This is a genomic window from Geothrix sp., from assembly GCF_020622065.1.
Taxonomy (GTDB): Bacteria; Acidobacteriota; Holophagae; order Holophagales; family Holophagaceae; genus Geothrix.
The window spans coordinates 737874-762102 of the sequence record NZ_JAHRYQ010000001.1; the positions used below are offsets into that span (position 1 = coordinate 737874).

The window sequence follows — 24229 nt, forward strand, 5'->3', positions numbered from 1 at the left end:
ACAAGGAGTTGAACCGAAAAAATCCTAAGCTCAGACTGAAGAGACAGGGGCTCATGCCGGGAAGGCATGAGCCCTCGTTTTTTGAGGTTTTTTGGCTTGGTGGTCAGACCTTTGTCCGGTACCGTGTCAACAATCGATCCGGAGGTAGATTATGTTGCTCGGCGCCCTTGCGGCCACACTGCCGCTTATCGTTCTGCTCATCGGCATTCCGCTGCTGATGAAGCCCGCCGCCAAGGTGGCGCCCGTGGCGTGGCTGGTGACCGTGCTCACCGCCATCTTCGTCTTCCACTTCCCGGCGAAGACCACGCTGCTGGCGGCCCTGCAGGGCGGTCTCACGGGCATCTTCCCGATCATGTACATCCCCTTCGGCGCGCTGGTGGTCTACAACGTGCTGAAAGCCACGGGCTGGATGGACAAGATGCAGGGCGCCATGGCGAACCTCACGGTGGACCGCCGCGCCCAGGCTCTGCTCATCGCCTTCGGTTTTGGTGCCTTCCTCGAGGGCATCTGCGGCTTCGGCGCCCCGGTGGCCATTCCCGCCAGCATCCTCATCGGCCTCGGCTACAACCCCATGATGGCCGCCCTGGTCTGCCTCGTGGCCAACACGGGCCCCGTGCCCTTCGGCTCCCTCGCCATTCCCACGGTGACCCTGGCCAAGACCACGGGCCTGGATGTGATGAAGCTCTCCCAGATGACCGGTCGGTTCATGGCGCCGCTGGCCCTGATCATGGCGTTTGCCACGGTCTATGCCATGTCCAAGTCCAAGGGCCTGAAGGGCGCCATCGGCACCATCCTGGTGGCCGGCCTCAGCTTCTCCATCACCGAATTCCTGGTGTCCAACTACATCGGCGCGGACCTCACCTCCGTGCTGGCGGGCCTCGCCTGCCTGGTCGCCGTGGCCATCTACCTGAAGGTTCAGAAGCACGCCCAGCCCTGGCTGTTCGAGGGCGACGCCCCGGCGAACGACGCCCCCAAGGAATTCCACTTCAAGGAACTGTTCCTCTCCTGGCTGCCCTACCTGCTGCTGGCCGTGCTGGTCATCGCCGTGAACCTGCCCAAGACCAAGCCCCTCTTCAACGGCAGCGCCGCGGGCTGGAACTGGGTGCTCCTCAAGGCCCAGATCTACAACCCCGGCAAGCTCTACTCCTTCACCTGGCTGCAGAGCCCCGGCACCATCATGCTCATCGCCGGTCTCATCGCCTTCCCCTTCATGGGCATCAAATACTCGGTGATGGGCGAGCAGTTCGGCAAGACCTTCAAGCAGATGATCCCTTCCTTCATCGCGGTGGCCTGCATCCTGTCCATCGCCGAAGTGATGAACCTGGCCCTGCCCATCATCGACCCCAAGACCAAGCTGGCGGTGGTGGGCGACCTCGCCACCAAGCAGATCTCGATGGTGGCTACCATGGCCAACGGCATCGTCGCCTTGGTGAGCAAGCACATCTACCCGCTGCTGAGCCCGCTCTTCGGCACCATCGGCGTGTTCCTCACGGGCAGCAACACCTCCGCCAACGCCCTCTTCGGCAACCTGCAGAAGCTCACCGCCCAGGGCATGGGCCTCTCCGACATCCTCATGGCCTCCGCTGGCAGCGCGGGCGCCTCCGCCGGCAAGATGATCTCCCCCCAGAGCATCGTCATCGCCGCCACCGCGGTAGGCCTGGCCGGCAAGGAGGGTCTGATCATGCGGCAGACCATCAAGTACACGATCCCCTATGTGATTCTCCTGGGTCTCATGGTCTGGGGCTTTGCGTTCCTGTTCCCGGGCCTCGTCCCCTGATTTGACGAAACATGACCGCCAAGACGCGCGAGCGTCTTGGCGGTCGTTTTATCCCTGACTGCATTCGAGGTGGATTTCATGCGCATCATCGTGGCTCCGGATTCGTTCAAAGGCAGCCTCTCCGCCTTGGGAGTGGCTGAGGCGATGGAGCGCGGCATCCGGGCGGTGTTCCCGGAGGCGGACATTCTCAAGGTGCCCATTGCCGACGGAGGCGAAGGTACCGTCGAGGCCCTGGTGGCCGCCACTCATGGGCGCCTCCTGCATGCGACGGTGCGGGGGCCCCTGGGCGACCCCGTGCGCGCCCACTGGGGCATCTCCGGCGACGGCACCACGGCCTTTCTGGAGATGGCCGCGGCCTCGGGCCTGCCCCTGGTGCCGAAGGAGCGGCGGGATCCGAGGGTCACCAGCACCTTCGGGACCGGGGAACTGATGAAGGCCGCCCTGGACGCCGGTCTTCGGAAGCTCGTCATCGGCATCGGCGGCAGCGCCACCAATGATGGCGGCACGGGCATGGCCCGGGCCCTGGGCGCGCGCTTCCTGGATGCCGAGGGTCGCGACCTGCCCGAAGGCGGCGCGGCGCTGGCGCGCCTGGCCCGCATCGAGCTCTCGGGCCTGGATCCCCGCCTCGCGGAGGCTTCGGTCCTCGTGGCTTGCGATGTGGACAATCCGCTTTGCGGACCTCGGGGGGCCTCGGCCGTCTACGGACCCCAGAAAGGTGCCACGCCGGAGATGGTCGCCGAACTCGACGCGGCCCTGGGCGCCTTCGCCACGGTGGCCGCCGCGGCCACGGGGCGAGACATCGCCCTGCTGCCCGGGGCCGGCGCCGCCGGGGGCCTGGGCGCGGGCCTGCTCTTCTTCACCCCGGCCAGCCTCCGGCCCGGCGTATCCATCGTGCTGGAGACGACCCATTTCGAGACCCTGATCCAGGGCACGGACCTCGTCATCACCGGCGAAGGCCGCACGGACTTCCAGACGGCCATGGGCAAGGCGCCCGTGGGCGTGGCGGCGGTGGCCAAGCGCCATGGCGTGCCTGTGGTCTGCATCGCGGGCGGGCTGGGCGACGGCGCTGAAGAGGTGCTGGCCCGTGGCATCGATGCCCTGGCCTCCATCGTGCCCCAGCCCATGAGCCTGGAGGCCTGCATGGGGCAGGGCAGTTCCCTCGTGGAGACCGCCGTGGCGGGCGTCTGCCGGATGCTGCGCGTGGGCAGGTCGCTGGGCCGGTGAATACGGACGGTGTCTAGGCCGCCGGCAGCAGGGATCTAGGCCGTCGGTAGCAGGGCGTCCCGGACATGCTGGAGGAAGGCCTTTTCGGCGGATCCCAGGTGCCGCTCGGGATTCCAGACGAGATAAGTCGAGATCTGGATCTCGGGACCCTCCCAGGGCACGGCCACCAGCTGCCCGGTGCGGAGTTCCGCCTCCACGGCCATCCGGGGTAGGGGTGCGATGCCCAGGCCCACTTCCACGCAGCGCTTGATCGTTTCGACGCCCTGGAATTCAAGGAAGCGCCCCGGGTGCGCCCCGGCGTTGATCAGCTGCCGTTCGAATTGGTTGCGATAGCTGCAGCCGAGCGCCTTCAGCAGCACATCCTCCCCGATGAGGTCCTGGGCGGAGATCCCGGGGGACCCGGCGAACCGATGGGAGGCGGATGCGACGATCAGGATCTCCTCGTCCCGGATCTTCTCCACGGCCAGGGTCTTGGAGGGGAAGGGCTCTTCCAGGATGAAGGCGAAATCCACGACGCCTTCCAGCACCTGCCGCTTGAAGTCGCGCACGAAGCCTGGAAGGAACTGCAGGTGGACCCGCGGGAAGGCCTCCTTGAAGGCCTTCAGCACGGGCGGGAGCAGGTAGGTGCAGACGGTCTCGGGTGCCGTGAACCGGAGGGTTCCGACCCCGGCCTCATCCTGCAGGGAGGCTTTGGCCTCGTGCGTCAGGGCGAGGATCCGCTCGGCGTAGATCAGGAACCGCTCGCCGGGTTCGGTGAGCTCGAGCCGGTTGCCCACGCGGTTGAAGAGCGCTGAACCGAGATCTTCCTCCAGGCTCTTGATCTGGGCCGTCACGCTCGACTGGGCATAGCCCAGGGACAGCGCGGCGTTCGTGAAATTCAGGGTGCGGGCGGCCACGGTGAAGGTGGACAGGGTTCGGACATCCATGGGGCAATTCTACCGGCGTCCCTCATGCCACCTGGAAGGCCCTTGAGGGCCGCGCCAGCCCCGATCGGTGATTCCGATTCCAGGGATCGAAAAGATTCTCTGGTTTCCAGGGCGCGGTGACCTGAAATTAAATGTCTAGGCAGGCAACCGAACGGCCATGAAGCCATGTCGTGGAATTCCCCGGCTTCATGGGCCCTTGAACCGGCCCTTCTCAACCCGCACTCACCTGGAACCCCCAAGGACCTGGCCATGGGGGTTCGCCACCGGAGGCTACGATGACCCATTCTCTCGAATTCCGCGCAGGGATCCTGGCCCGGTACAAGGATGTCTACACGCCGGAGGCTCTCCGCGCCCTGGAGGCCCTGGCGCCCCTCGATCAGCGGCGCCGGGAGCTGATGGCGCAGCGGACCGCGCGCCGGAAGCGCCGTGCCGAGCAGGGCGAGCGGATCACCTTCCTCGATCCCGCCTCGCTGATTCCGGGCACCCAGATCACCGTGGCCGATGCCCGGGCGGGGAACTTCGACGGGGCGGAGATTCCGCCCGATCTCACGCGCCAGTGGATCCAGGGCACGGGACCAGCCACCAAGCCGCGCTCCGATGTGCGCTCCGGCATCCGCAATGTGGCCTATGCGCTTCTGTCCGGCGCCGACGGCTGGATGTTCGACGGCGAGGACGCGCTGGGCCAGGTGGACACGATGTCGCTGGACAACCACCGCAACCTGAAGCTCGCCATCGCGCGGGATCCGCTCTTCCTGGATGTGGCCGAGGAGGTCGCGTCGGAGATGAACCGCTGGGCGGAGGGCTTTCTCGGCCACCCCATCATCGCCGACTGGCGTGGGCAGCTGGACTTCACCACGGTGCTCTACCGAGCCCGGGGTCTGCACCTGGACGACCGGCACATCCGCCTCCAGGGCCACGGCTTCTCTGCCTCCATCGCGGACCTGGCGCTCTATGTGGCGAACAACCACGAGCGGCTGAGGGCGGCCGGCCGCAGCCTCGTACTCTACCTGCCCAAGATCCAGACCGCCGAGGAGGCCGCCTTCTGGAACAGCCTGCTGCTGGCCCTGGAGGGCCATCTGGGCCTGCCGGTGGGCACCATCAAGGCCTATGTGCTGGTGGAACAGATCGAGCAGTGCTTCCAGCTCATGGAAATCCGGGCGGCCCTCTCGCCGCATTTCGTGGGCTTCAACACGGGCCGCTGGGACTACATCAACAGCGTCTCGGATGCCCTGGCCTGGGACCGGACCTTCGTGAACCCCAACATCCAATCCATCACCATGACCTACGGCTACATGCGGACCTACGAGGACCGGGTGCGGCGCGCCATGAACACGCCGGATCGCCAGGGCCGCTTCGCCCTGTGGCAGGGTGGCATGGAGCCCAACATCCCCGTGGGTTCCGAGGCCGGAGTGGCCGCCAGCATGAAGCGGGCCGTGGCCGGCGCCGAACGCGAGCAGCGCGAGGGCGCCTCCGGCAAGTGGGTGGCCCACTGGAAGATGGTCCACATCGTCCGGCCCGTCTGGGAGCGTGTGGGCCAGGACAACCAGGCGGGGAGGGCCTTCCCGGCCCTGACCTACGGCCCCGAGGATGCGGCGGGCCTGACCCGGCTCGAAGATGCGCCGCGCACCATCGCCGGAGCCCGCGACCTGCTTTCGGTGGCCCTGCAGTACGGGAATGCCTTCCTCCGCGGCTTCCAGGCCGCGGCCCTGAAGCCCGCCGACTTCTTCGGCAACGACGATGTGCTCTACCTCATGGAAGACATGGCCACCGGCGAGATCCGGTTGTCCATCCTCTGGGAGTGGCTCCACAAGGGCGCCACCTTCACGGAGGCGGACGCCGCCACCGGCACGGCCGCCGGGGATGCCTTCACGCCCGCCCTCTTCGCCCGCCTCCTCGATGAGGAATACGCCAAGCTCCGCCAGGCCGGCAACCGCGATGTCCATGACGATTCCAAGGGAACCACGCTGCCCATCGCGAGGGCCATCGTCCAGACCTATGTCCAGAGCGATACGAAGGCCCCCTGGTATGTGGACCTCCTGAACCTGAACCTCGGCGTGGAGGAGCTGGCCGTGGCCGAGGCCCGCATCGCGCGGTTCCTCGAGGCCTTCAGGAAGGACGGCACCCGGATGACGGAGAATCAGGATTTCTGAGGATGGGAGCGACTCAGATCCCCTGAAAGTCCCGAGTTCCGCCCCGCTGTGCTTGCCTCTGCTCGACCCCTTGGCGCTCGGGCATCCGGTCCTGCTCCTTGGAGAAATGGTCCTGCGCGCACTCGGGGCACATGCCATGGGTGAAGGCCACATCCACATGCTGGACCAAGTACTGTTCCACCTGGGTCCACAGTCCCGCATCGTCCCGGATCTTCTTGCACCAGCTGCAGATCGGCAACAACCCCTGGAGGGTCCGGATCTCGGCCAGGGTCTGCTCCAGCCGGGCATTCATGGCGCCGAGCCGCTCCCGCTCGCGATCGTAGGCGGTCAGCACCACCCGCAGGACGAGGACGCAGGCGAAGGTGCTCACGACGAAACCGGCCATGAGATCCCACGGACGGTCGCCAGCGTGGGCGTAGGGCACGACGAGTTTCGGGAAGGCGCGTTCCACCCACAGGAGCCCCAGCCCGTTCACGAGGAAGATGGCCAGGAACAGCCACCGGGTCCGGCCCCGGAAGAAGATGTTCAGGACCAGGACCCCGGCGAACATGAACATGGTGATGCTGCCCTCGGAACCGGCGTTCATGAACCAGCTGAAGTTGAGCAGCAGACCCAGGCACCCGCAGAAGGTCTTCATGGCATGCACGCCGCGGAGGGAGGTCCGGTACAGGGCGTAGGAGAGGGCGCCGAAGGCCGTGATCGCGAGGTTCAGGCTGAGGGGAAGATCCTGGAGGAGGTTCGTCGGGAGGATGACGAACAGCGCCAGGCAGGCCGACACCAGGCAGGCCTTCCGGAACAGGCGGATTTCCAGAGTGGCCTGATCATCCCAGGGGATCAGCTGCGGCCAGAGCTGGCTCAACCTGCGGATCATGGCAGTACCCCCGGGAGTGGCGCGAGGAACGGGACCGTGGCATCGATATTCCTGGGAATTATCGCCGAGGGCCCGCCCTGGCCTCCGTGATGCGGGACACGGATTTCGCGTCCATCCCGGCCATTTCCAGGGGCAAACGATGCCTAGGCGGCCTCGTGCGGAGGCTCATGCTTCGGCGCGAGGAGCTCCTGGGCACAGTCGGGGCACACGCCATGGGTGAGGACGACGCCTGCCCCTTCCAGGAGGCCCGCCTCCACCGGGGTCCAGATGCCTGCTCCGGTCCGGGCCTTCCGGCACCAGCTGCACACGGGAACCAGGCCGTCGCGGGAGCGGAGTTCCGCCAGGTGGGCCGCAGCCGGGTGCCGCGTCGGCATCCGCCGGGCATCCCCCCCGGGCTTCGGGCCCGTACAGGCAGCCGCCGGGTGGCTCATGCGGTGACTCATGGAAGGACTCTCCCGGGCTTCGGATGATCAGGATCGTTCAGTCCTGAAGCCCAGTCCTGATGGTGGACCCATAAACCTGTTTTGACAGTGATTTTTGGCACGACCCCGAAATCTACCTCTGGTCAGCCCTTCAGCTGGGCCGCGAAAGCCTCCAACGCGCGGTAGTAGGGGTCGATGCTGGGGATGTAGTGGCGCTCGCCGGCGGCGTGGGGACCGATGCCGGTCTGCCCCCAGACCACGCCCTGGCCGCCGGGGGCGAAGCGAGCGGAGGTTCCCGCGCCCTTGCGGCCCAGGCGCACCTCGCCGCCCGCCGCTGTGATGCCCGCCAGCAGCGCCTTCAGGTGGGGATTCTCGGGGTGGCAGGCCACGCCGGGCTCCCAGGCCGAGGGCAGGAACTCCAGCTGCAGCTCGGCGGCCAGGGCCTCGATGTCGGCGCGCAGACGGGACACATCGTCCTGCGGAATGGGGCGGATCTCTGCGCCGAGCGAACCGCGGTCCGGCGTGATGTTGTAGATGCCGGGGGTGCCCACCTGGATGTAGGCGAAGCGGGCCAGGGACTGCCAGCCGTCGGCCGACTTCAGCGTCAGGTACTTCGCGAACAGCTCGCGCAGGGCTTCGCGGGCGCCCAGCAGCCGCTCGGTGAGGTCGCTGCCCCCGGCCAGCCCGCTGTGGCCGCGGGTGCCGTGGGCGATGAGTTCGAAGCGCAGAACCCCGCGGTTCTGGGTGCAGACCTCGCCCCAGAGCTCGGTACCCTTCTCGCCGGTGCGCTCGCCCGCCACGAAGAAAGCCGGTTCATAGCCCGATTCCTCCTTCAGCAGCTTCAGCACATGGGGCGTGCCCATGGGCTCCAGTTCGCCGTTCTCCTCGTTGCCCACCAGCAGCAGGTTCACGGGCGGGTAGGGGGCGCCCTTCTTGAGGGTGTCTTTCATCCACACGAGGTAGGTGGACACCACGGTCTTCATGTCCGCGGCGCCGCGGCCCCAGAGGTAATCGCCCTCGATGCGGGGTTCGAACTGGCTGTCGTCGGGCTCCGGCTCCACCACATCGAAGTGGCCGCAGAGCATGGCCGGGGCCTGCTCGCCTCCGGGGAAGTGGGCCAGGATGGCGGGGAAGGGCCCCTGGTCGAAGGTGCGTACGGGCACGCTGTGGTTCTGCAGGTAGTCGTAGATGAAGGTGGCGGCGCGGTGGACCTCCGGGAGCCGCTCCTCGGGACAGGCCGTGACGCTGGGGATGCGCACCAGGCGCTGGGACAAGGCCAGGATCTCCGTCGCCTTGTCCGGATAGTCCGCATCGACCAGGGTTTCCCGCCGGGGCCGGAAGCGCACGGGCGCCTGGGGGTCGAGGTGCACCTCGTCGCGGGCCCGCTCGAGGAAATCCCGGAGCTTGCCCTCCTCGCCGCCCAGGTCGGCGATGTGGGCGGTGATGGTCTCCACATCGTCGTGCACCTGGGCCTTCCGGGCCTCGGCCAGCTCCACGAGCAGGGACGGCGGCACGATGTCCGAGCCGCCCAGCTTCACCTTCAGCCGCTGGCGGATCTTCTCGGCGGTGCTGGGCGCGCCGGCGGCCAGGTCGCGCAGGGGCTGGAGATCGCCCCACATGCCCAGGGCCTCGGCCATGGGCCGCAGCTGCTGGAGCGTCCAGTCCAGGAAGGCGTGCAGAGCGATGGGCTTGGCGGTGAGGGGATCCTCGATGACGGCGCGGAGGCCCTCCCGGGCGGCCAGCTCCTCATTGCGGCGGGCCCGCTTGATGTCCTCGGCGTCGTACCGGAAGCCCCGGGCGAAGTCGGGATCGGCATAAAAGCGGAGCAGCAGCAGGTGCTTCAGGGTGAGGTTGGCCACATCCAGGGCCAGCTCGTGACCGGGGTCGTCCGTGCGCACCTCCACGCGGGCCATGGGCAGGTCGATGCGGGCGAAGAGGTTCTGGCGCTCGATCTGGGCCGCCATATCCTCCACATTCCGCGTTTCTCCAGCGGCGAAGAGGCCCCGGGCGTAGATGTCGTGCAGCTGGTCGCTGGTGACCTGGATGAGGCGCTCCACGGGCTCGGCCTGGGAGCGGGCGCGCACGGGGATCCAGTTGTTGTTGCCGAAGCGCACGCCGCGCCGCACCAGGTCGTAGGACAGGCGCAGGTAGTCGGAGTGGCTGCGGTTGAGATCCGGCACATCCAGGGCGGGGGGGTTCGGGAAGGTCAGGTTGCGCACGGATTCGAAGGGCGTGAGCCGCACCACGGGCTTGCCGTCCTCCAGAGAAGCCTGCAGCGGCGTGCTGGCGCTGGCGGCGATGAAGAGCGCGGCGAAGGCTCGCATGAGGCGCGTGCCGGTGATGTAGACCTGGTTCTTGTAGTCGTCGAGGTGGCGGTCGCCTCGCTCGGAGGCGGGCAGATGCATGAAATCCCAGGCCAGCATGGGCTCGGGCAGGCTCAGGTTGGAGTGGGTGCCCGCCGTAGCCAGCTCGGTGCCGTACAGCTCGACGCACCGCTGGAGGTAGCGGCGCTTGGCCAGGTGCCAGGACATGGGCACGCAGTCAGGGCCGATCTCGGGCAGCACGAGCAGGTTGCCGTGCCAGTAGTGGAGGGGCTCGCCGAAAGCCCGACCCGCCTTGGCCAGGGCGTTGATGAGGGCGGCTTCCAGCAGGCGGCCCTCGTACACGGCGCCCTTGGGCGTGTGGTAGGGCCGGGTCACCCACTCGATCATCCAGTGGAAGACCTCCAGCTGATGGTACTCCTCCGTCCAGGGCGACAGCACCTTCGTGCGCAGGTGATCCACGAAGGACATGCGGTCGGGGCCCGTGCCCACGGTGAGCAGCGGACGGAACTGGGGATCGACCAGGTTCCACTCCAGCTCCAGGCCGCAGAGCCCACCGGTGGGGCGGGTCTCCAGCGCCGTTTGCCGGGCCAGCAGGAACTTCTCGACGAAGGCGTTCAGGTCGAACACAGGTGCTCCAGATCAATCAGCCAGAGAAGTCAGTTCTTGGTGCCTGGGGGGTGAATGGGTTCAGGTCTGAAGGGACTTGAGGGCCGCCACCAGCCGCTCCGCGGCACCCTGGGTGCGCTCGGGGGGCGTGGCGTAGGAGAAGCGGATCCACTCGGCGCCATAGGGGCTGAAGAAGGCGCCGGGCACGACGGCCACGCCATGGTTTTCGGCGAGATGCTGGCCCATGGGTTCGGAGTCGGCCCAGTTCCTGGCCTTCAGGACATCGGCCACCTTGATGAACGCGTAGTAGCCCTGGCCGATGATGTGGGTGAGCCCCTGGACCTTCAGGAACTCGCGCAGCCAGGCACGGCTGGCGCGGGTGGGGCCGGCGATGGGCGCGCTGGCGGCGGCGAAGCCCTTCTCGTAGGCGGCCATGGCCACCGCCAGGCTGAAGAAGGAGGGGATCACCGTGTGCGAGGCCTGGGCCACGATGGTCTTCACCACCTCGGCGTCCGCCAGCAGGTGGCAGTTGCGGATGTTGGAACCGCCCAGGCTCTTGGTGATGCCATCCAGCACCATCAGCCGCTTGCGCAATGCGGGCTCGAAGGCCCGCAGCAGCACATTCACATCGTAGGGCTCGCCATCGCCCACGGCGTGGTACATCCAGTCGAAGAGCACAAAGGCCACGCCCGCTTCAAGCGCGGCGCGGGCCAGGGCGATCTGGCGCTCCAGCGTGAGCGTCTGGCCCGTGGGATTGTCGGGACTGGTGATGACCAGGCCCGCCACCTTGCGGCCCGATTTCGCGGCCTCGGTCACGCAGGCGCGGAGGCCCTCTTCCGAATAGGCCCAGCCTTCCTCCGCGCGACCCGGGGCCCACATGACATTGGCGCCGATGCCGTACGGGCCCCAGTTGTAGCTGATCCAGGGCACTCGGCTCACCACGATCACATCGCCCTGGCGGCCGTGGCCCAGGGCCAGCATGGCCTGGTAGGCCTTCTGCAGACCGTCGCGGCCGCCCTGAGTACCGATGACATTGGCCGGGCCCCAGCCCGTGTCCGGCGCCAGCTTCCAGTAGGCTTCGGCCACGCTCTTGCGGTAGGCCTCGGTGCCGAAGGGCATGTCGTAGGCCGTGCCATGCTGCTTCTGCAGTTCGAAGGCACGGTCGAGCAGGGCTTCGGGCACGCCCGGCAGGGAGGCGCCACCATCGCCCTGGCTGGCGTCGAAGACCGGCACGCCGGGTTGCTTCTCCTGGAACACCTTCAGCGACTTGTTGATGAGGAACATGCGCGAAGGCGGAATGGCCAGGAGCCGCCCCAGGTGATCGCTCACGGGGACGAGGTTCCCTTCAGGTACAGCGAAGGCAGGCTTCTCGGGAGAGAGCAGGGACACGGACACGGGACCTCCAGGGCGGAATGCAGGCAGGCCGATACGAAAAGGTCGTCCTCGCGGAATCGCAAGGACGACAAGCTTTCTTCAAGGATAACAGTTCGCTCGGGCGACTGAGAACGGCAAATGTCGCAAAGGCAATCGAAAAGGTTCCAATTTTGACAGTTCGTCTAAATTGCTGATTTTTGCATCACCTTGGTGACGGGCCCTTCCCCGTTGGATTCAGGCCTCCAGCGCCGCGTGCCTCAAGGCCTCCCACAGGGCTTCGACATGCCGCCGTTCGGTGGTTTCGGCGCCGATGCTCACGCGGAGGATCTGCACTCCCTTGAGCAGGGAGGGGGTGAGGTAGGCCTTGCCGCCGTCGTTGATGCGGCGGGCGATTTCGAGGTTGTGGGCGGCGAGGCCGGGTTCGTCGAGCCCAGGCTTCAGGTGGCGGACGCAGACGGTCTGCAGGGGCACGGGCGCCAGGCGCTCCCAGTCCGGGGCCGCGTCCACCTGCGTCTTCAGCCACTGGGCATTCTCGAGATCGCGTCGCAGGCGGGCCTGCAGGCCTTCCACGCCCACATCCATGAGGTAGAACCAGAGTTTGAGGGCCCGGAAGCGGCGGCCCAGCTGGATGTGCCAGTCGCGGAAGTTGCTCACCTGGCCGTCCTGGGCCGTGCGCAGGTAGCTTGGATTGGTGCTCATCACGCGGATGAGGTGCTGGGGATCACGCACGAAGTAGGCGCTGAGATCAAAACCCACACCCATCCACTTGTGGGGGTTGAACACCAGGCTGTCGGCCCGCTCGATGCCGGCCCACATCCAGCGGCACTCGGGCAGCACCATGGCCGTGCCCGCCAGGGCCGCATCCACATGGAGCCAGAGGCCGTGCTTCTCGGCGAGGTCCGCCATGGCCGCCACCGGATCAAGTGCCGTGGTGCCCGTGGTCCCGACCGCCGCGACGAGCGCGCAGGGTCGCAGGCCGATCTCGAGATCCTTCTCGATGGCGGCCTGCAGCAAGTCCATGCGGATCGCATGCTGGTCGTCGGTGGGGATGAGGCGCAGGAAACTGCGGCCGAAGCCGGCGAGCAGGGCGGCTTTTTCGATGGAGCTGTGGCCCTGGTCCGTGGCGTAGATCACCAGGGGCGATTCGCCGCTCTGCAGTCCCTCGGTGTCCTGGGCGTAGTCCGAGGCTCTCTCCCGGGCGCAGAGCAGGGCCGTGAAGGTGGCGGTGCTGGCGGTGTCGTGGATGACGCCGGTGAAGGCGGGGCTCAGTCCCACCATCTGCCGCAGCCAGTCCATGACGACCTCTTCGACCTCGGTGGCCGCGGGGCTGGTCTGCCAGCTCATGCCCTGGGCGCCGATGCCCGACGCCGCAAGGTCGCCGAGGATCGAGCTGTAGCTGGTGTTGCTGGGGAAGTAGGCGAAGAAGGAGGGATGGTTCCAGTGGGTGATGCCCGGCATCACATCCCGGTCCAGGGCTGCGAGGGCCTGGGCCATGCGGCCCCCATGCTGGGGCGGGTGATCCGGGAAGGCGGCCCGGATCTCGCCGGGCTTCACTTGGCTCATGACCGGCAGGCGCTCCAGGCCTTCGCGGTAGTCCGCGATCCAGTCCACGAGCTGATAACCGAGGCGGCGGAATTCTTGGGCGTCCATGTCCCCATTCTGGCCGGATCGGGCTCGCCGTGCGTGAGACAAAGTCGAGTACCCGGGCGCTGGCCCACGGACGATGGTTTGGCTTATTCGTAGCGGAGGGCCTCGATGGGATCCTGCTTCGCGGCCTTCAGGGCGGGCCACAATCCGAAGATCAGCCCGATGGCCGTGCTCACGCCGAAGCCTAGGACGATGCTCCAGAGGGGGGCGGCGGCAGGAAATTCGAAGACGAGGCGGACGAGCATGGCGATGCCCAGCCCTGCGGCGATACCCACGGCCCCGCCCACACCGGTGAGGCTGATGGCCTCCACCAGGAACTGCATGGCGATGTCGCGGCGGGTGGCGCCCAGGGCCTTGCGGACACCAATCTCCCGGGTGCGCTCCGTGACGCTCACCAGCATGATGTTCATGACGCCCACGCCCCCCACCAGCAGGGCGATGGCGGCGATGACGATCATGGCCCCGGCGATGCCTCCGGTGATCTGCTGGAAGGTCTTCAGCTGCGCCTCGCTGGTGAAGATGGCGAAGTCATTGGGCTGGTTGGCCCTCAGCCCGCGGCGGACCCTCAGGATGGCCACTTCCTGATCCATCATGTCGTACATGCGCTTCGGATCCTTGGGCACGGTGGCGATGTGAATGGTGTCGCCCGTGCCGTTCTTGATCTGGGGGAACATGTCGTCGAAGGTGCTGATGGGGATGATCAGGATGTTGTCCGCATCTCCCCCCAGAAAGCTGCCCTTCTTCTCCAGCAGGCCCACGACGCTGAAGGCGGTCCCGTTCACGAGGACGGTGCGGCCGATGGGATCCTTTCGTCCGAAGAGGGCGGAGGCCGTCTCCGGGCCCAGCACGCAGGTGCGGGACGCGTGCGTGACATCCGCATCCACGAGGAAGCGGCCGTCCTGGACGAAGCTGTTGTTGGCGGGGGCGTAGTCGGGGTTGGTGCCCACGAAGGTGGGGCCGTTGGCCTCGGTGCCTTCGGGCGTCTTGATGGTGAGCGCGGCGCCCGCGGGACCGAAGAGGTAGCGCTCCTGGGAGACCGCCGCCGCCAGGGTGGCCGTGAGCTTGAGGGCCTCGGCGTCTTCGATGGTCAGGTTCCGCCGCCGCTTCTGGTCCTCGGGCAGGGGGCCCCCGCCGCCAAAGCGCTGCTCGTATTTCTGGAACTGCACCAGGGTGGTGCCGAAGCTGCTGAAGCTGTCGGTGACGGCGGCGTTGAAGCCCGAGACGAAGCTCACCATGGCGATGACCGTGGCCACGCCTGCCACGATGCCCAGCAGCGTGAGGAAGCTGCGCAGCTTCTGGGACAGCATGGCGCGGAGGGCGAACCGCATGTTCTCGGTGCCGATGCCCCTGAATCCCGCCTTCCGCCTATTCATGGCTACTCCGCGCGGATGGCGTCGATGACGACGAGGTTGGAGGCGCGGTAGGCGGGCAGGAAGCCTGCGGCCAGACCCACGAGGGTGCTTAGGAGGATGCCCGTCAGGACGATGCCCGGCGTGATCTGGGCCGGGAAGTCCGCCAGCGCCCGGACGGTGAAGGCTCCTGCAGCGCCCACCAGCACGCCGATGACGCCGCCGGCCGCTGACAGCAGCGCGGCCTCCAGCAGGAACTGGCGGCGGATGTCCTTCTTCCTGGCCCCCAGGGCCATGCGTACGCCGATCTCCTGGGTGCGCTCGACCACGCTCACCAGCATGATGTTCATGATCACGATGCCGCCGACGCCGAGGCTGACGCTGGAGATGAGCATGAGCAGCAGGAAGGCGGCGCTGCTGATGGTCTTCCACAGCTGCTGCAGGCTCTCCTGAGTGATGATGCCGAAGGGGTCCGGGTTGCGGAAGCTGGTGTGCCGCATGGCGCGGAACATGGCCCGAACTTCATCCATGGAGGCGTCCAGCCCCTCCACGCCGCCCCGGGCCTTGATGTGCAGCTCCAGGCTCTCGTTGGCCGCCATGAAGTTCTTCCGGTAGACCTGGAGGGGAAGGTAGATGCGCCCGTCCTGGTTGAAGCCGATGCTGCGCCCCTGCTTGGGCATCACACCGATGATGCGGAAGGGCAGGCCGCGGATGAGGATCGTGCGCCCGATGGGATCCAGGTGCGGAAACAGCTCCTCTTTGGTGTTCGCGCCGATGACGGCCACGGCCTGCGCGGCCTGGTTCTCGCTCTCACTGAAGTAGCGGCCGGATTCCATCTCCAGGTTGAAGAGGATGCCGAAGTTGGCGGTGGCGCCGATGACGATGACATCGGGCAGGCGCTTGTCGCCGTAGTTCACGGGCATGGCGTTGCCCGTGGCGGCGGAGACCTGGGTGGCCTCCTTGAGCATGCCGCTGGAGAGGCGCTCGTACTCCGCCCAGGTGATGGGCGGGCGCTTGACCGCGTCCAGGAATTCCTTCCGGCTGCGGATGATGCCGAACTTCTGCACGATGAACACATCCGGCGCCAGGACGATGATCTTTTCCTTCACATAGGTGTTCAGGCCGGAGATCACGCCCACCACGGCGACGATGGTGGCCACGCCGATGATGACGCCCAGCAGCGTGAGGAAGCTGCGTAGGGTGTGCGCCCGGATCGCCCTCAGCGAGGAGCGTAGGAGTTCGGTGAGGTTCATGAATGGTCCCGTCAGACCGATGGGCCGGCTTTGCCCGACCAGAAGATGGGGGTCTCGGGGGGCATCGCGAGCAGAGCGAGCCGGCGGTTCCCCCGGATCAGGTTTAGGTCTTCGACTCTTCCTTCTTCTTCGCCTTCTCCACGCGGACGGCCTCGCCGCCCTTCAGGTCGCGGAGGGCGCGGTTGGGCCCCGTGATGAGCGTTTCGCCGCCCTTGAGGCCGGAGAGCACTTCCACGGACAGGTCGCCCATGAGGCCCGTCTTCACGGGGACGAACTTGGCTTTGCCACCTTCCTGCAGGAAGACACCTTCCTCTTCCCTGGGGGCGCCGGGCTTGTGGGTTTCACCGGGCTTGAGCTTGATCTCGCGCATGACCAGGGCCTGGAAGGGGATGGTCAGGGCCTGCTCACGGCTGCCCGTGAAGATGTCGGCCTGGGCCGAAAGGCCGGGCTTGATGGTGAGGGGGGGATTCTTGATCCAGACCTTCACCTTGAACTTGGTGGCCTCGTTGGCGCTGGTCTTGAGGATGGGGCTGCCGCCCACTTCCGTGACCTGCCCCTGGAAGGTCTGGTTGGGGTAGGCGTCGATGCGCACCTGGGCTTCTTCGCCGAGCTTCACGCTGGGGATGGAGGCTTCGTCCACTTCCATTTCCGCTTCGACCTTGCTCATGTCGGAGACGGTGAGCAGCACGGTGCCGGCCTGATTCTGGATGCCGGGGACGGCGGTCTCCCCCAGCTCGATCCGGCGGGCGGTCACCACGCCGTCCATGGGCGAGGAGATCGTGGAATACCCCAGGCCCACATGGGACTGGTTCACATTGGCCTTCGCCTGGTCGGCGCGGCGGCGCGAGGTCTCCTGGGCCGCCTGGGCTGTCTCGAAGGCCGTCTTGGCGCGCTCGAAGTCGGCAGCCGAGATGATGCCCGCCGTGCGATTGGCCTTCGCCCGCTCAAAATCGGAGCGGGCCTGGGCGAGGTTCGCCGTAGTGGAGATCAGGTCCGACTGGGTGGCCTGGAGGTTGGCCTGCATGGCGTCCGCATTGGCCCGGGCGCTGCGGGGGTCGATTTCCATGAGGAACTGGCCCTTGGTGACCCGGTCGCCTTCCTTGACGGCCAGCCGGGTGACTTGGCCCATGACATTCGCGGAGATGTCGGCCTTGGTCACGGCCTGGACCTTGCCGTTGGCGCTGACTTTCGACTGGAGGTTCTCCCGGCCCACGGTGGCGACCTGCACGCCGATGCCCTTGTCCCTCATGCCGGCGAGGCTCAGGCCGCCGATCAGGACGACCGCCAGTCCTCCACCGAGGATCCACAGCTTTTTCCGCTTCATGTCAAAGGCCTCCCCAAGGGGCTGAACGCATCTAATCTTCGCGCCTAATTCTCCGGGGTTTAGTGCAGGCTTGGATCTATAAATGAAAAAAATTTTCATTGACGGAACAGGGACTTCAATTAGAAAATAATTTCATCTAGGAGATGCCCTTCGTGTCGCACCGCTGTTTCGGTCCCACCCTCCTCGCCCTTCTCGCCGCCGGACCGGCGTTCGCCGCCGCGGCCACCAGCGGCCAGCTGTCGGGTCGGGTGGCCGATGACCAGGGCCGAGCCGTGGCGGGGGCCAGCCTGACCCTCGCCAATCCCGTGTCGGGCTACCGACAGCGGGTGCGAAGCGATGCCCGCGGAGCCTTCGCCTTCCAGAATGTGCCCTTCAACACCTATCACCTGGACACTCAGGCCACGGGCCTGATGCCCAGCCATCTCGATGTGGACATCCACAGTCAGCTGCCCCTCCAGGTGACCGTGAGCCTCAAGCCCGAGGGTGCCGTGGTGGTGGTGGAGGAGAACCTGCGGCTGGTGGAGGACCATCCCAGCACCCACATCGACATCGACAAGACCACCATCGAGCGCACCCCGGCGGCCGTGCAGAGCCGGGCCATGGAGAGCATCCTGCTCACCACGCCGGGTTTCATCGCTGACGAGAACGGCCGCTTCCACTTCCGGGGCAGCCACGGGCAGATGACCTATGTGGTGGATGGCATCCCCGTCTCGGATCAGATGCACGCCTCCTTCAGCAACAGCCTGGATCCCTCCCAGGTGGAGAGCATGGAGGTCATCACGGGCGGCATTTCGGCGGAGTACGGCGGCAAGCCCGTGGTGGTGGTGAACCTCACCACCAAGTCGGGGCTCGGCACCCCGGACGGGTTCGAGGGCGAGGCCTCCTTCGGCGTCTCGCGCTTCAACACTTCCGAAGCCGGGTTCAATGCGCGGGGCGGGAAGGCCGCTTTCGGCTGGTTCGTGAGTGCCGCCGCCAGCGAAAGCGACCGGTTCCTGGACCCCGTCAACTTCGACAACCTGCACAACCACGGGAAGACCGGGCGGCTCTTCTCGCGCTTCGACTGGATCCTCGGCAGCCGGGACACCCTCCGCTTCTCGCTGTCCGGGGGCCGCACGGACCGCGAGGTGGTCAATCTGGCTTCCCAGCAGCTGCGGGGCCAGGATCAGCGCGCCGCCACCTCGGACTTCAATGCGAGCCTGGCCTGGGCCCACCTGTTCAGCGCGAGCCAGAGCCTGGATGCCTCCCTGTTCTTCCGGGCCTCCCGGGCGGAGCTGAAGCCCAGCGAAGACCTGGCGGACGGCTTCACGGCGGGCGGCCACCGCGATGTCCCGTACTGGGCGAAGCAGGATCGCAGCCTGGACAACCTCGGCGTCCAGGTGTCCTTCACGCAGCGGTGGGGCCAGGAGAACCTGCTGAAGGTGGGGCTCCAGCGCATCGCCTTCCCCCTTCACGAGCGGTTCCGCTTCGCCCTCACCGACGATGCCCAGGCCGCGGGCCCCTCGGATCCTCTATACCCCTACACCCCCGCCGGCGGTGGAAACCTGTTCCGCTTCGAGGCGAGCCTGCGTCCCACGCTGACCTCGGCCTTTCTCCAGAACGACATCCACCTGGGCTCGTTCTTCCTGGCGCTGGGCCTCCGCCACGATGCCTACACCGTGGCCGACCTCTCCGACAACCTGCTGCAGCCCCGCCTGGGGTTGAGCTACCGCGTGGATGCCACGGGCACGGTCTTCCGCGCCTCCTACGACCGCCTGATGATCCTGCGGGAGCACGAGAACCTGGCCCTGTCGCTGTCCCAGCAGGCCTGGGACCTGGGGCCCTACGCGGGCACACCCCGGCAGCCCCTGCGGCCCGAGCGCCAGCATTCGTACAGCTACGGCGTGGAGCAGCAGTTGGGCAAGGCCGGCCGCCTCATGCTGGAGTACTGGGAGAAGCAGAGCCGCAATGCGGGCGACAACGCCCAGTTCCTCAACACCGGCCTGCTGTTCCCGGTGGGCGCCGACCGGGGGATCTTCCGGGGCATGAACCTGCGTCTGGACCTGGTGCCCGTGAAGGGCTGGTCGGCCTACCTGAGCCTGGGCCGCACCCGGGCCATCTTCCAGGCGCCCCTGGTGGGCGGCCTCCAGCTGGAGGCCCCCGAGGCCGCGGCCGGCGAGCGCTTCCTCATCGACCACGACCAGAAGCTGAGCGTCCAGGCGGGGCTCACCTATGAGCACGAGGGGCTCACGGCGCAGGTGATCGGCCGCTACGACTCGGGCCTGGTGGCCAGCGATCCCGCCCAGGTCGACGGGAATCCCGACTACGCCTTCGGCGCGGGGTATGTCCAGAAGGATTCCGAGGGTACCTGGCGGATCAAACCGCGCACCACCTGGAACCTGAGCCTGGGGAAGGAGTGGGCCATCTCCGGGCGGCGGCGCCTGGCCCTGGGCCTGGACCTGCTGAACGCCACGGACGAGCGGGGCCTCTACAACTTCCTCAGCACCTTCGGCGGCACCCATGTCGTCCCTCCCCGCACCCTGGCGGCGCGGGTGAAGTGGAAGTTCTGACCCGGTTGTGATAAAAATCATATTGAGACTTATTCTCAATTGTATAATCTGATCTCGACGCGACCGCCGGGATCCTTCCTGGTCCGCTGCTGCCGTTCAGGGGAGGTCCGATGATCCGTGTCCGGGGTTCCGTGGAAGCCTTCAGGACCCTGCTCCTGGCGCCGGAGGACACGGCCCTGCCCGACGGGGGACCCCTGGCGGCGACGGATCGCAGCGCAGATCGTCGGGGATCGCCCGCCACTGGACCGGTCTCGGCCCGGGAGGTACAGCATGCCGGGTGAGGGAGACTGGATCGCCTCGTTCCAGACGGTTCATCGGGGGGCGAAACCCGGCGGGCTCTCGGACCTGGAGGCCCTGCATGCCCGGGAGGATGTCCGGCTCATGCCCCTGCAGCGGAATGCGAAGGGCCTCCTCCTGGACCTTCCCTCCCTGGGGCGCGTGGACTACACCACCCGCAACGCCTGCGTGACCTGCACCCGGCGGGAGGCCGTGAAGAGCGTCCTGCCCGTGGGGGAGGGGGCCACCTTGTTCGGAGACGGCGACGGCCTGCGTTGGCTGGACGGTTCCTGGCGCCACACCGTGGCGGTCCTCAGCCGCAGCATGGATTTCACCGGCACGCCGCCCTGCCTGCTCCTCTTTGGGGAAACGGGGGAGCTGGCCCATCAGGTCACGCTGCCGGACCCTGAGGCCTGGGAGGCCTTCATCGCCCTGGTCCGCCGCCACCATGGCTGCTGGAATTGCCTCAGCCACCGACCCACGACCGCCGGGCCGGCCACCGCAGCCCAGGGGGCGTGCCCGATCTGGATGCTGCGCGAAGCCTGGAGCGGGGCCGGGTCGGAACGGGATCTGGAGATCCGGCTGGGGGGTCTGGGCCTGGATCGCCTCCTGGCCCTCCGGGCCATGGAGGGGCTCTACACCTCTCTCATCACCGTGCAGGACCTGGCTTCTGTTCTCGCGGGGCTGGCGGCTTCGGGCCTGCCGGTCCACGCGCAGGTCGGAAACCGTCACTGCACCCAGGTGCTGGAGTCTCCGATTGGGGACCTGACCCTGGGCCCCGGAGACTGGAAGATCCACCTGGATGGCGCCCTTCTCACGCTCGATCCCTCGGGGCTCGACACCCTCTGGTCCGTCGCACAACCCAGCCCTTCTGGAGAGCGGCACCGCCTTGAGTGCTATGACGCGGCGGGCGGGCGCGTCCTGGTCCTGTCGAGCCCCCAGGATCCCTGTCCCCTGGTGCACCTTGGATGGCAGCGCCTGCTGGGCCGGCTCGACGGCGGGTCCTTTCACTGACCAGGGCCCGGCCGTGCTGGACTTCTCCAGACCCGAAAGGGCCGCCCCGGGGGCGGCCCTTTCGGGTCTGGTTGGAAGGCCTACTTCCCCTTGGTGAAGGGGTGTTCGAAGCTCAGGTAGAGGAAGATGGCCTTCTCGCCGCGGCTGGCGCCCACGCCGATGGGCACCGCAACGCCGGGCACGATCTGGAGGCCGCTGGGGAAGGTGTGGGCCCAGCGGATGCCGGGGGAGATGAAGGCGCTCTGGGTGGGCTGCCGCACCCCTGGGCCCGCCACCACCTCGCCGCTGGTGTAGGCGAACTCCAGGAGCAGGTTGACATCCTGCCGGGCCAGCCAGACGAAGCTCTGGCCGATGTTCGTGGTGCCGATGTCGGCCTGGTGGCCAAGCAGGTCCTTGGCGTGGGGCGTGTAGGTGTAGCCCAGGTTCATGTGGGTCACGAACCGGTCGCTGAGCACCACGCTGAGGGGCAGATTGACCTGAAGGCCAGGATTCCCGTTGCCGCGCCCCTGGTTGTGGTTGCCCGTGGGCAGCAGGACGGACAGACGCGGCGAGAAGGCCACGACTGACGAACCATCGCCCAGCGCCTGATAGCGGTAGTTCAGGGCGAGGTCGCCCATGCCGCGGCGGCCGCCGTCGGGCGACGAAGCCAGCCGCTGCACCGGCGCCGTGAGGCTCAGCTGATGGCGCTGGCCGCCCCAGGGCCACTCCTCCGTGAAGGTGTAGACCCAATCTCCGCTGCGCTGGAGCCGGGAGAAGGTCTGGATGTGCTGGATGACGCCCGTTTCCTGGTTGTAGGCCTCTTCCAGGAGGAAGGAATTGTCCTGGATGGGGGTAGGGCGGGAGGGTTCCTGGGCGCCAAGGGCGTTGCTGAAAACGGCGGCGAGCACCAGGGCGAGGGCGGGGGAAGAGGAGGATGGCTGTCGCATGATTTTGATATTGAGTATCAAAATCTAATAAAACAATACCTTGAGGTCAGGAAGTGATCGGGATCACTTGGGCCAGCCGGGACCCCCGAGAGACCACCGCGACAGAGTTCCATCCAGATCGGCGAGCTCCCGGGCGGCCGAGGGAAGATCTCCCGCAGCCACCGATTGCCGGGCCTGGTCGAGACCGGTCCGCAGGGTCGCCAGATCGGACTGGAGAGTGTCCAGGGCGCGGCTCGTGGCCTCGGACAGGACGCCCAGCTGATCGTCCGGACGGATGCGGGCGTGGGGTGCGAGCTGCCGTTCGGCCAGGCCTTCCATGACCAGGCGGAACCGATAGAGGGGCCCCGCGATGCGGTGGCTGAGGATCACCACGAAGGCCGTCACCAGGGAGGTGGAGAGCGCCAGGCTGAAGCCCGCGAGGATGAGGACCAGGGGCAGCAGCATCTGATCGAGGGAGCGGTAGGCGGCGTGGGCCGAAGCCAGGCCTGCCTGCAGCTCGCTGTCCATGAAGACATAAAGACCAAAGGCGAAGGTCCCCGTGAGCACCACCTGGAGCAGGACGAAGGCTCCAGCCAGACGGAGCTGGAACCGGGTGTCGATGAGGACGATGCGGCGCTGACGGCCCTGGCTCATGGCAGACCTCAATGGCAGGCGCGGCAGAGCTGCCCGCGGTCATTGCGAGTGACGAGGTAGTAGGTTTTCTGGCGGGGTTCCCGGCGGAACAGCCGGCCGAAGAGGCTTTCGGCCTTCCACCGGACGCGGTCATAGCGGGTCTGGGCCAGGGTATGGCAGGTGAAACAGGCGGTGCGGTGGCCGGCCGTGAGCGGCAGTTTCGCATTCAGGGGCTTGCGGAGGAGGCTGCCCACCGCGTGGTGTTTCACCATGTCCGTGGCCAGGTGGCAGGTGTGGCAAAAAGCGGTGCAGGGCTGCTCGCGATGAGAGGCCCACCGTGCGGCGGCGTCCCCGGGGTGGCAGGGCGTGCAGGTGGTCGGGTCCTTCAGTGCCATCCGCCCGGGCATGTCGTCGGGGGCCTGGGCGAAGGCGACCAGGCTCCAGAAGAGGGCGGACAGCCGGAGGCCATGCATCAGAACACCACCACCAGCTGGGCCAGCCAGACATTGGGACTGTAGGCAGGGGTGTCCTGAGTGGTCAGGGTGGCCTCGAGGAAGTGCTGCCATTCAGCCTTCAGCTGGAAGATGCCGGCGAGGGTGAGGGAAAGTCCCGCGGCGGCGCGCACATCATGGTCTCCACCGGGCGGGCCATCCACCGGCCGTTGGCCCATGCGCTCGTAGCGCAGGAAGAGGGTGGTGGGCACGGGCAGATCCGCGAAGACGAATTCCTGCGTCAGGTGCCAGCCCCGGCGGGTGATTCGTTCGTGGATCCCATCGGGTTCCTGGCGCCGGAGGAGGTACTCGCCCCGCAGGTACCAGGGTCCCACCCGGCCTTCCGCATCCGCCGCCCAGGCCGTCTCCTGCTTCCTCCGGTCGGCGCCGGTGTCGTAGAGGCAGGAGACCCCGAACTCGAGGGACTTGGGATCCCGCACGGTCCGAAGGGAGAAGGGATTCCCGAAGGGTGTGAAGCCCAGGCGGCCGCCCGCCAAACGACCATCGCCGAAACCACGCAGGACGAAGGCGTTGAAGTTGGTCGTGCCATCGTTGCCGAGAACCCGCAGGCCGATGTCGTTGTAGCCACCCTCCATGATGCCGTCCGTGGTCAGCGGCCGAGAGATGGACACGCTGTCCTTGCTGGCGAAGAACTGCCAGTCGTTGCCGAAGGGCACATCAAAGCGCCCGGCCTGGATGTGGAAGCCCTTCTCCACCCAGAGCCGGCCGCGGGGCGCGATGGTGCCGCCGAAGGGGTGGAAGTCCAGGAAGGCCACTGGAAGCTTGGTGGCCTCGCGGGTGGTGACCACGGCGGCCGCCGCGTCCACCATGTCGTGGAATTCTCCGGCGAAGTCCAGCTCGAAGGTGCCCCAGTCCAGCTTCCGCCTTCCCCGATCGTCGGGCGCCGCGAGCACATCTCCGAAGGCGGAGAGCTTGAGGCCGGACAGGCGTTCGGCGAGCCGGTCCCGGCCGGCGTCCAGGGATTCCCGCCAGGTCGGGGGCTTGGTGGGTTCCACGGGCAGGTTCGGGGCCGCCTGGGCTTTCGCGGCCGAAGCGGCGACCGAGATCGCCGCGCAGACGAGCATGTGCCAAGGGCGCCGGGAGGGCATAGGTGACC

19 protein-coding genes are annotated in these 24229 nt (G+C 67.2%); 6 read left to right on the forward strand and 13 right to left on the reverse strand.

The window, feature by feature from the left end:
* The first annotated feature begins 151 nt into the window (after window positions 1-151).
* A complete protein-coding gene (locus QZ647_RS03490; protein WP_291270839.1) occupies window positions 152-1777 on the forward strand; it encodes an L-lactate permease in 1626 nt (541 codons plus the stop codon).
* Window positions 1778-1855: 78 nt separating this feature from the next.
* Window positions 1856-3001 carry a glycerate kinase gene (locus tag QZ647_RS03495; protein ID WP_291270840.1) on the forward strand — a complete coding sequence of 382 codons (1146 nt, stop codon included), beginning with the start codon at window positions 1856-1858 and terminating at the stop codon, window positions 2999-3001.
* A 35-nt stretch (window positions 3002-3036) separates the two neighbouring features.
* On the opposite strand, the gene QZ647_RS03500 is transcribed toward QZ647_RS03495, so the two are convergent.
* Window positions 3037-3927, reverse strand: coding sequence for a LysR family transcriptional regulator (locus QZ647_RS03500; protein ID WP_291270841.1), 891 nt, complete (start codon window positions 3925-3927; stop codon window positions 3037-3039).
* Window positions 3928-4202: 275 nt separating this feature from the next.
* Between QZ647_RS03500 and QZ647_RS03505 the strand changes: the two genes are divergently transcribed.
* The gene (locus QZ647_RS03505; protein WP_291270842.1) at window positions 4203-6077 is read left to right on the forward strand and encodes a hypothetical protein; all 1875 of its coding nucleotides are present in this window, start codon (window positions 4203-4205) and stop codon (window positions 6075-6077) included.
* A 13-nt stretch (window positions 6078-6090) separates the two neighbouring features.
* Here QZ647_RS03505 and QZ647_RS03510 read toward each other — a convergent pair whose 3' ends face one another.
* The 8 genes from QZ647_RS03510 to QZ647_RS03545 all read right to left on the reverse strand — a co-directional run bounded on the left by QZ647_RS03510 (window position 6091) and on the right by QZ647_RS03545 (window position 17247).
* A complete protein-coding gene (locus QZ647_RS03510; protein ID WP_291270843.1) occupies window positions 6091-6948 on the reverse strand; it encodes a hypothetical protein in 858 nt (285 codons plus the stop codon).
* Between the two features lie 143 nt (window positions 6949-7091).
* Window positions 7092-7391 carry a hypothetical protein gene (locus tag QZ647_RS03515; RefSeq protein ID WP_291270844.1) on the reverse strand — a complete coding sequence of 100 codons (300 nt, stop codon included), beginning with the start codon at window positions 7389-7391 and terminating at the stop codon, window positions 7092-7094.
* A 122-nt stretch (window positions 7392-7513) separates the two neighbouring features.
* Window positions 7514-10321, reverse strand: a complete 2808-nt coding sequence (locus QZ647_RS03520) for a M20/M25/M40 family metallo-hydrolase (protein WP_291270845.1) — start codon at window positions 10319-10321, stop codon at window positions 7514-7516.
* A 60-nt stretch (window positions 10322-10381) separates the two neighbouring features.
* Window positions 10382-11695, reverse strand: coding sequence for a pyridoxal phosphate-dependent aminotransferase (locus QZ647_RS03525; RefSeq protein ID WP_291270846.1), 1314 nt, complete (start codon window positions 11693-11695; stop codon window positions 10382-10384).
* A gap of 213 nt (window positions 11696-11908) precedes the next feature.
* Entirely contained in the window at window positions 11909-13324 is a 1416-nt protein-coding gene (locus tag QZ647_RS03530) for a pyridoxal-dependent decarboxylase (protein ID WP_291270847.1), read from the reverse strand.
* Between the two features lie 83 nt (window positions 13325-13407).
* Window positions 13408-14694, reverse strand: a complete 1287-nt coding sequence (locus QZ647_RS03535) for an ABC transporter permease (protein ID WP_291270848.1) — start codon at window positions 14692-14694, stop codon at window positions 13408-13410.
* A gap of 2 nt (window positions 14695-14696) precedes the next feature.
* On the reverse strand, window positions 14697-15923 hold the full coding sequence (locus QZ647_RS03540; protein ID WP_291270849.1) for an ABC transporter permease: 1227 nt from the start codon (window positions 15921-15923) through the stop codon (window positions 14697-14699).
* 103 nt (window positions 15924-16026) lie between these two features.
* Window positions 16027-17247 carry an efflux RND transporter periplasmic adaptor subunit gene (locus tag QZ647_RS03545; protein WP_291270850.1) on the reverse strand — a complete coding sequence of 407 codons (1221 nt, stop codon included), beginning with the start codon at window positions 17245-17247 and terminating at the stop codon, window positions 16027-16029.
* Window positions 17248-17399: 152 nt separating this feature from the next.
* Here QZ647_RS03545 and QZ647_RS03550 point away from each other — a divergent pair, with 152 nt between their 5' ends.
* The 3 genes from QZ647_RS03550 (at window position 17400) to QZ647_RS03560 (ending at window position 21083) form a co-directional block, all read left to right on the forward strand.
* Entirely contained in the window at window positions 17400-19793 is a 2394-nt protein-coding gene (locus QZ647_RS03550) for a TonB-dependent receptor (protein WP_291270851.1), read from the forward strand.
* A gap of 110 nt (window positions 19794-19903) precedes the next feature.
* Window positions 19904-20074 carry a hypothetical protein gene (locus tag QZ647_RS03555; protein WP_291270852.1) on the forward strand — a complete coding sequence of 57 codons (171 nt, stop codon included), beginning with the start codon at window positions 19904-19906 and terminating at the stop codon, window positions 20072-20074.
* On the forward strand, window positions 20064-21083 hold the full coding sequence (locus QZ647_RS03560; protein WP_291270853.1) for a hypothetical protein: 1020 nt from the start codon (window positions 20064-20066) through the stop codon (window positions 21081-21083). Before QZ647_RS03555 ends, QZ647_RS03560 begins: the two co-directional genes overlap by 11 nt.
* 80 nt (window positions 21084-21163) lie before the next feature.
* Here the strand turns inward: QZ647_RS03560 and QZ647_RS03565 are convergent, their stop codons facing one another.
* The 4 genes from QZ647_RS03565 to QZ647_RS03580 form a co-directional block, all read right to left on the reverse strand.
* A complete protein-coding gene (locus QZ647_RS03565) occupies window positions 21164-22009 on the reverse strand; it encodes a transporter (protein ID WP_291270854.1) in 846 nt (281 codons plus the stop codon).
* A 63-nt stretch (window positions 22010-22072) separates the two neighbouring features.
* Window positions 22073-22642 carry a hypothetical protein gene (locus QZ647_RS03570; RefSeq protein ID WP_291270855.1) on the reverse strand — a complete coding sequence of 190 codons (570 nt, stop codon included), beginning with the start codon at window positions 22640-22642 and terminating at the stop codon, window positions 22073-22075.
* An 8-nt stretch (window positions 22643-22650) separates the two neighbouring features.
* Window positions 22651-23094 carry a hypothetical protein gene (locus QZ647_RS03575; protein WP_291270856.1) on the reverse strand — a complete coding sequence of 148 codons (444 nt, stop codon included), beginning with the start codon at window positions 23092-23094 and terminating at the stop codon, window positions 22651-22653.
* Window positions 23094-24221 carry a hypothetical protein gene (locus QZ647_RS03580; RefSeq protein WP_291270857.1) on the reverse strand — a complete coding sequence of 376 codons (1128 nt, stop codon included), beginning with the start codon at window positions 24219-24221 and terminating at the stop codon, window positions 23094-23096. Before QZ647_RS03580 ends, QZ647_RS03575 begins: the two co-directional genes overlap by 1 nt.
* Window positions 24222-24229: the final 8 nt, after the last annotated feature.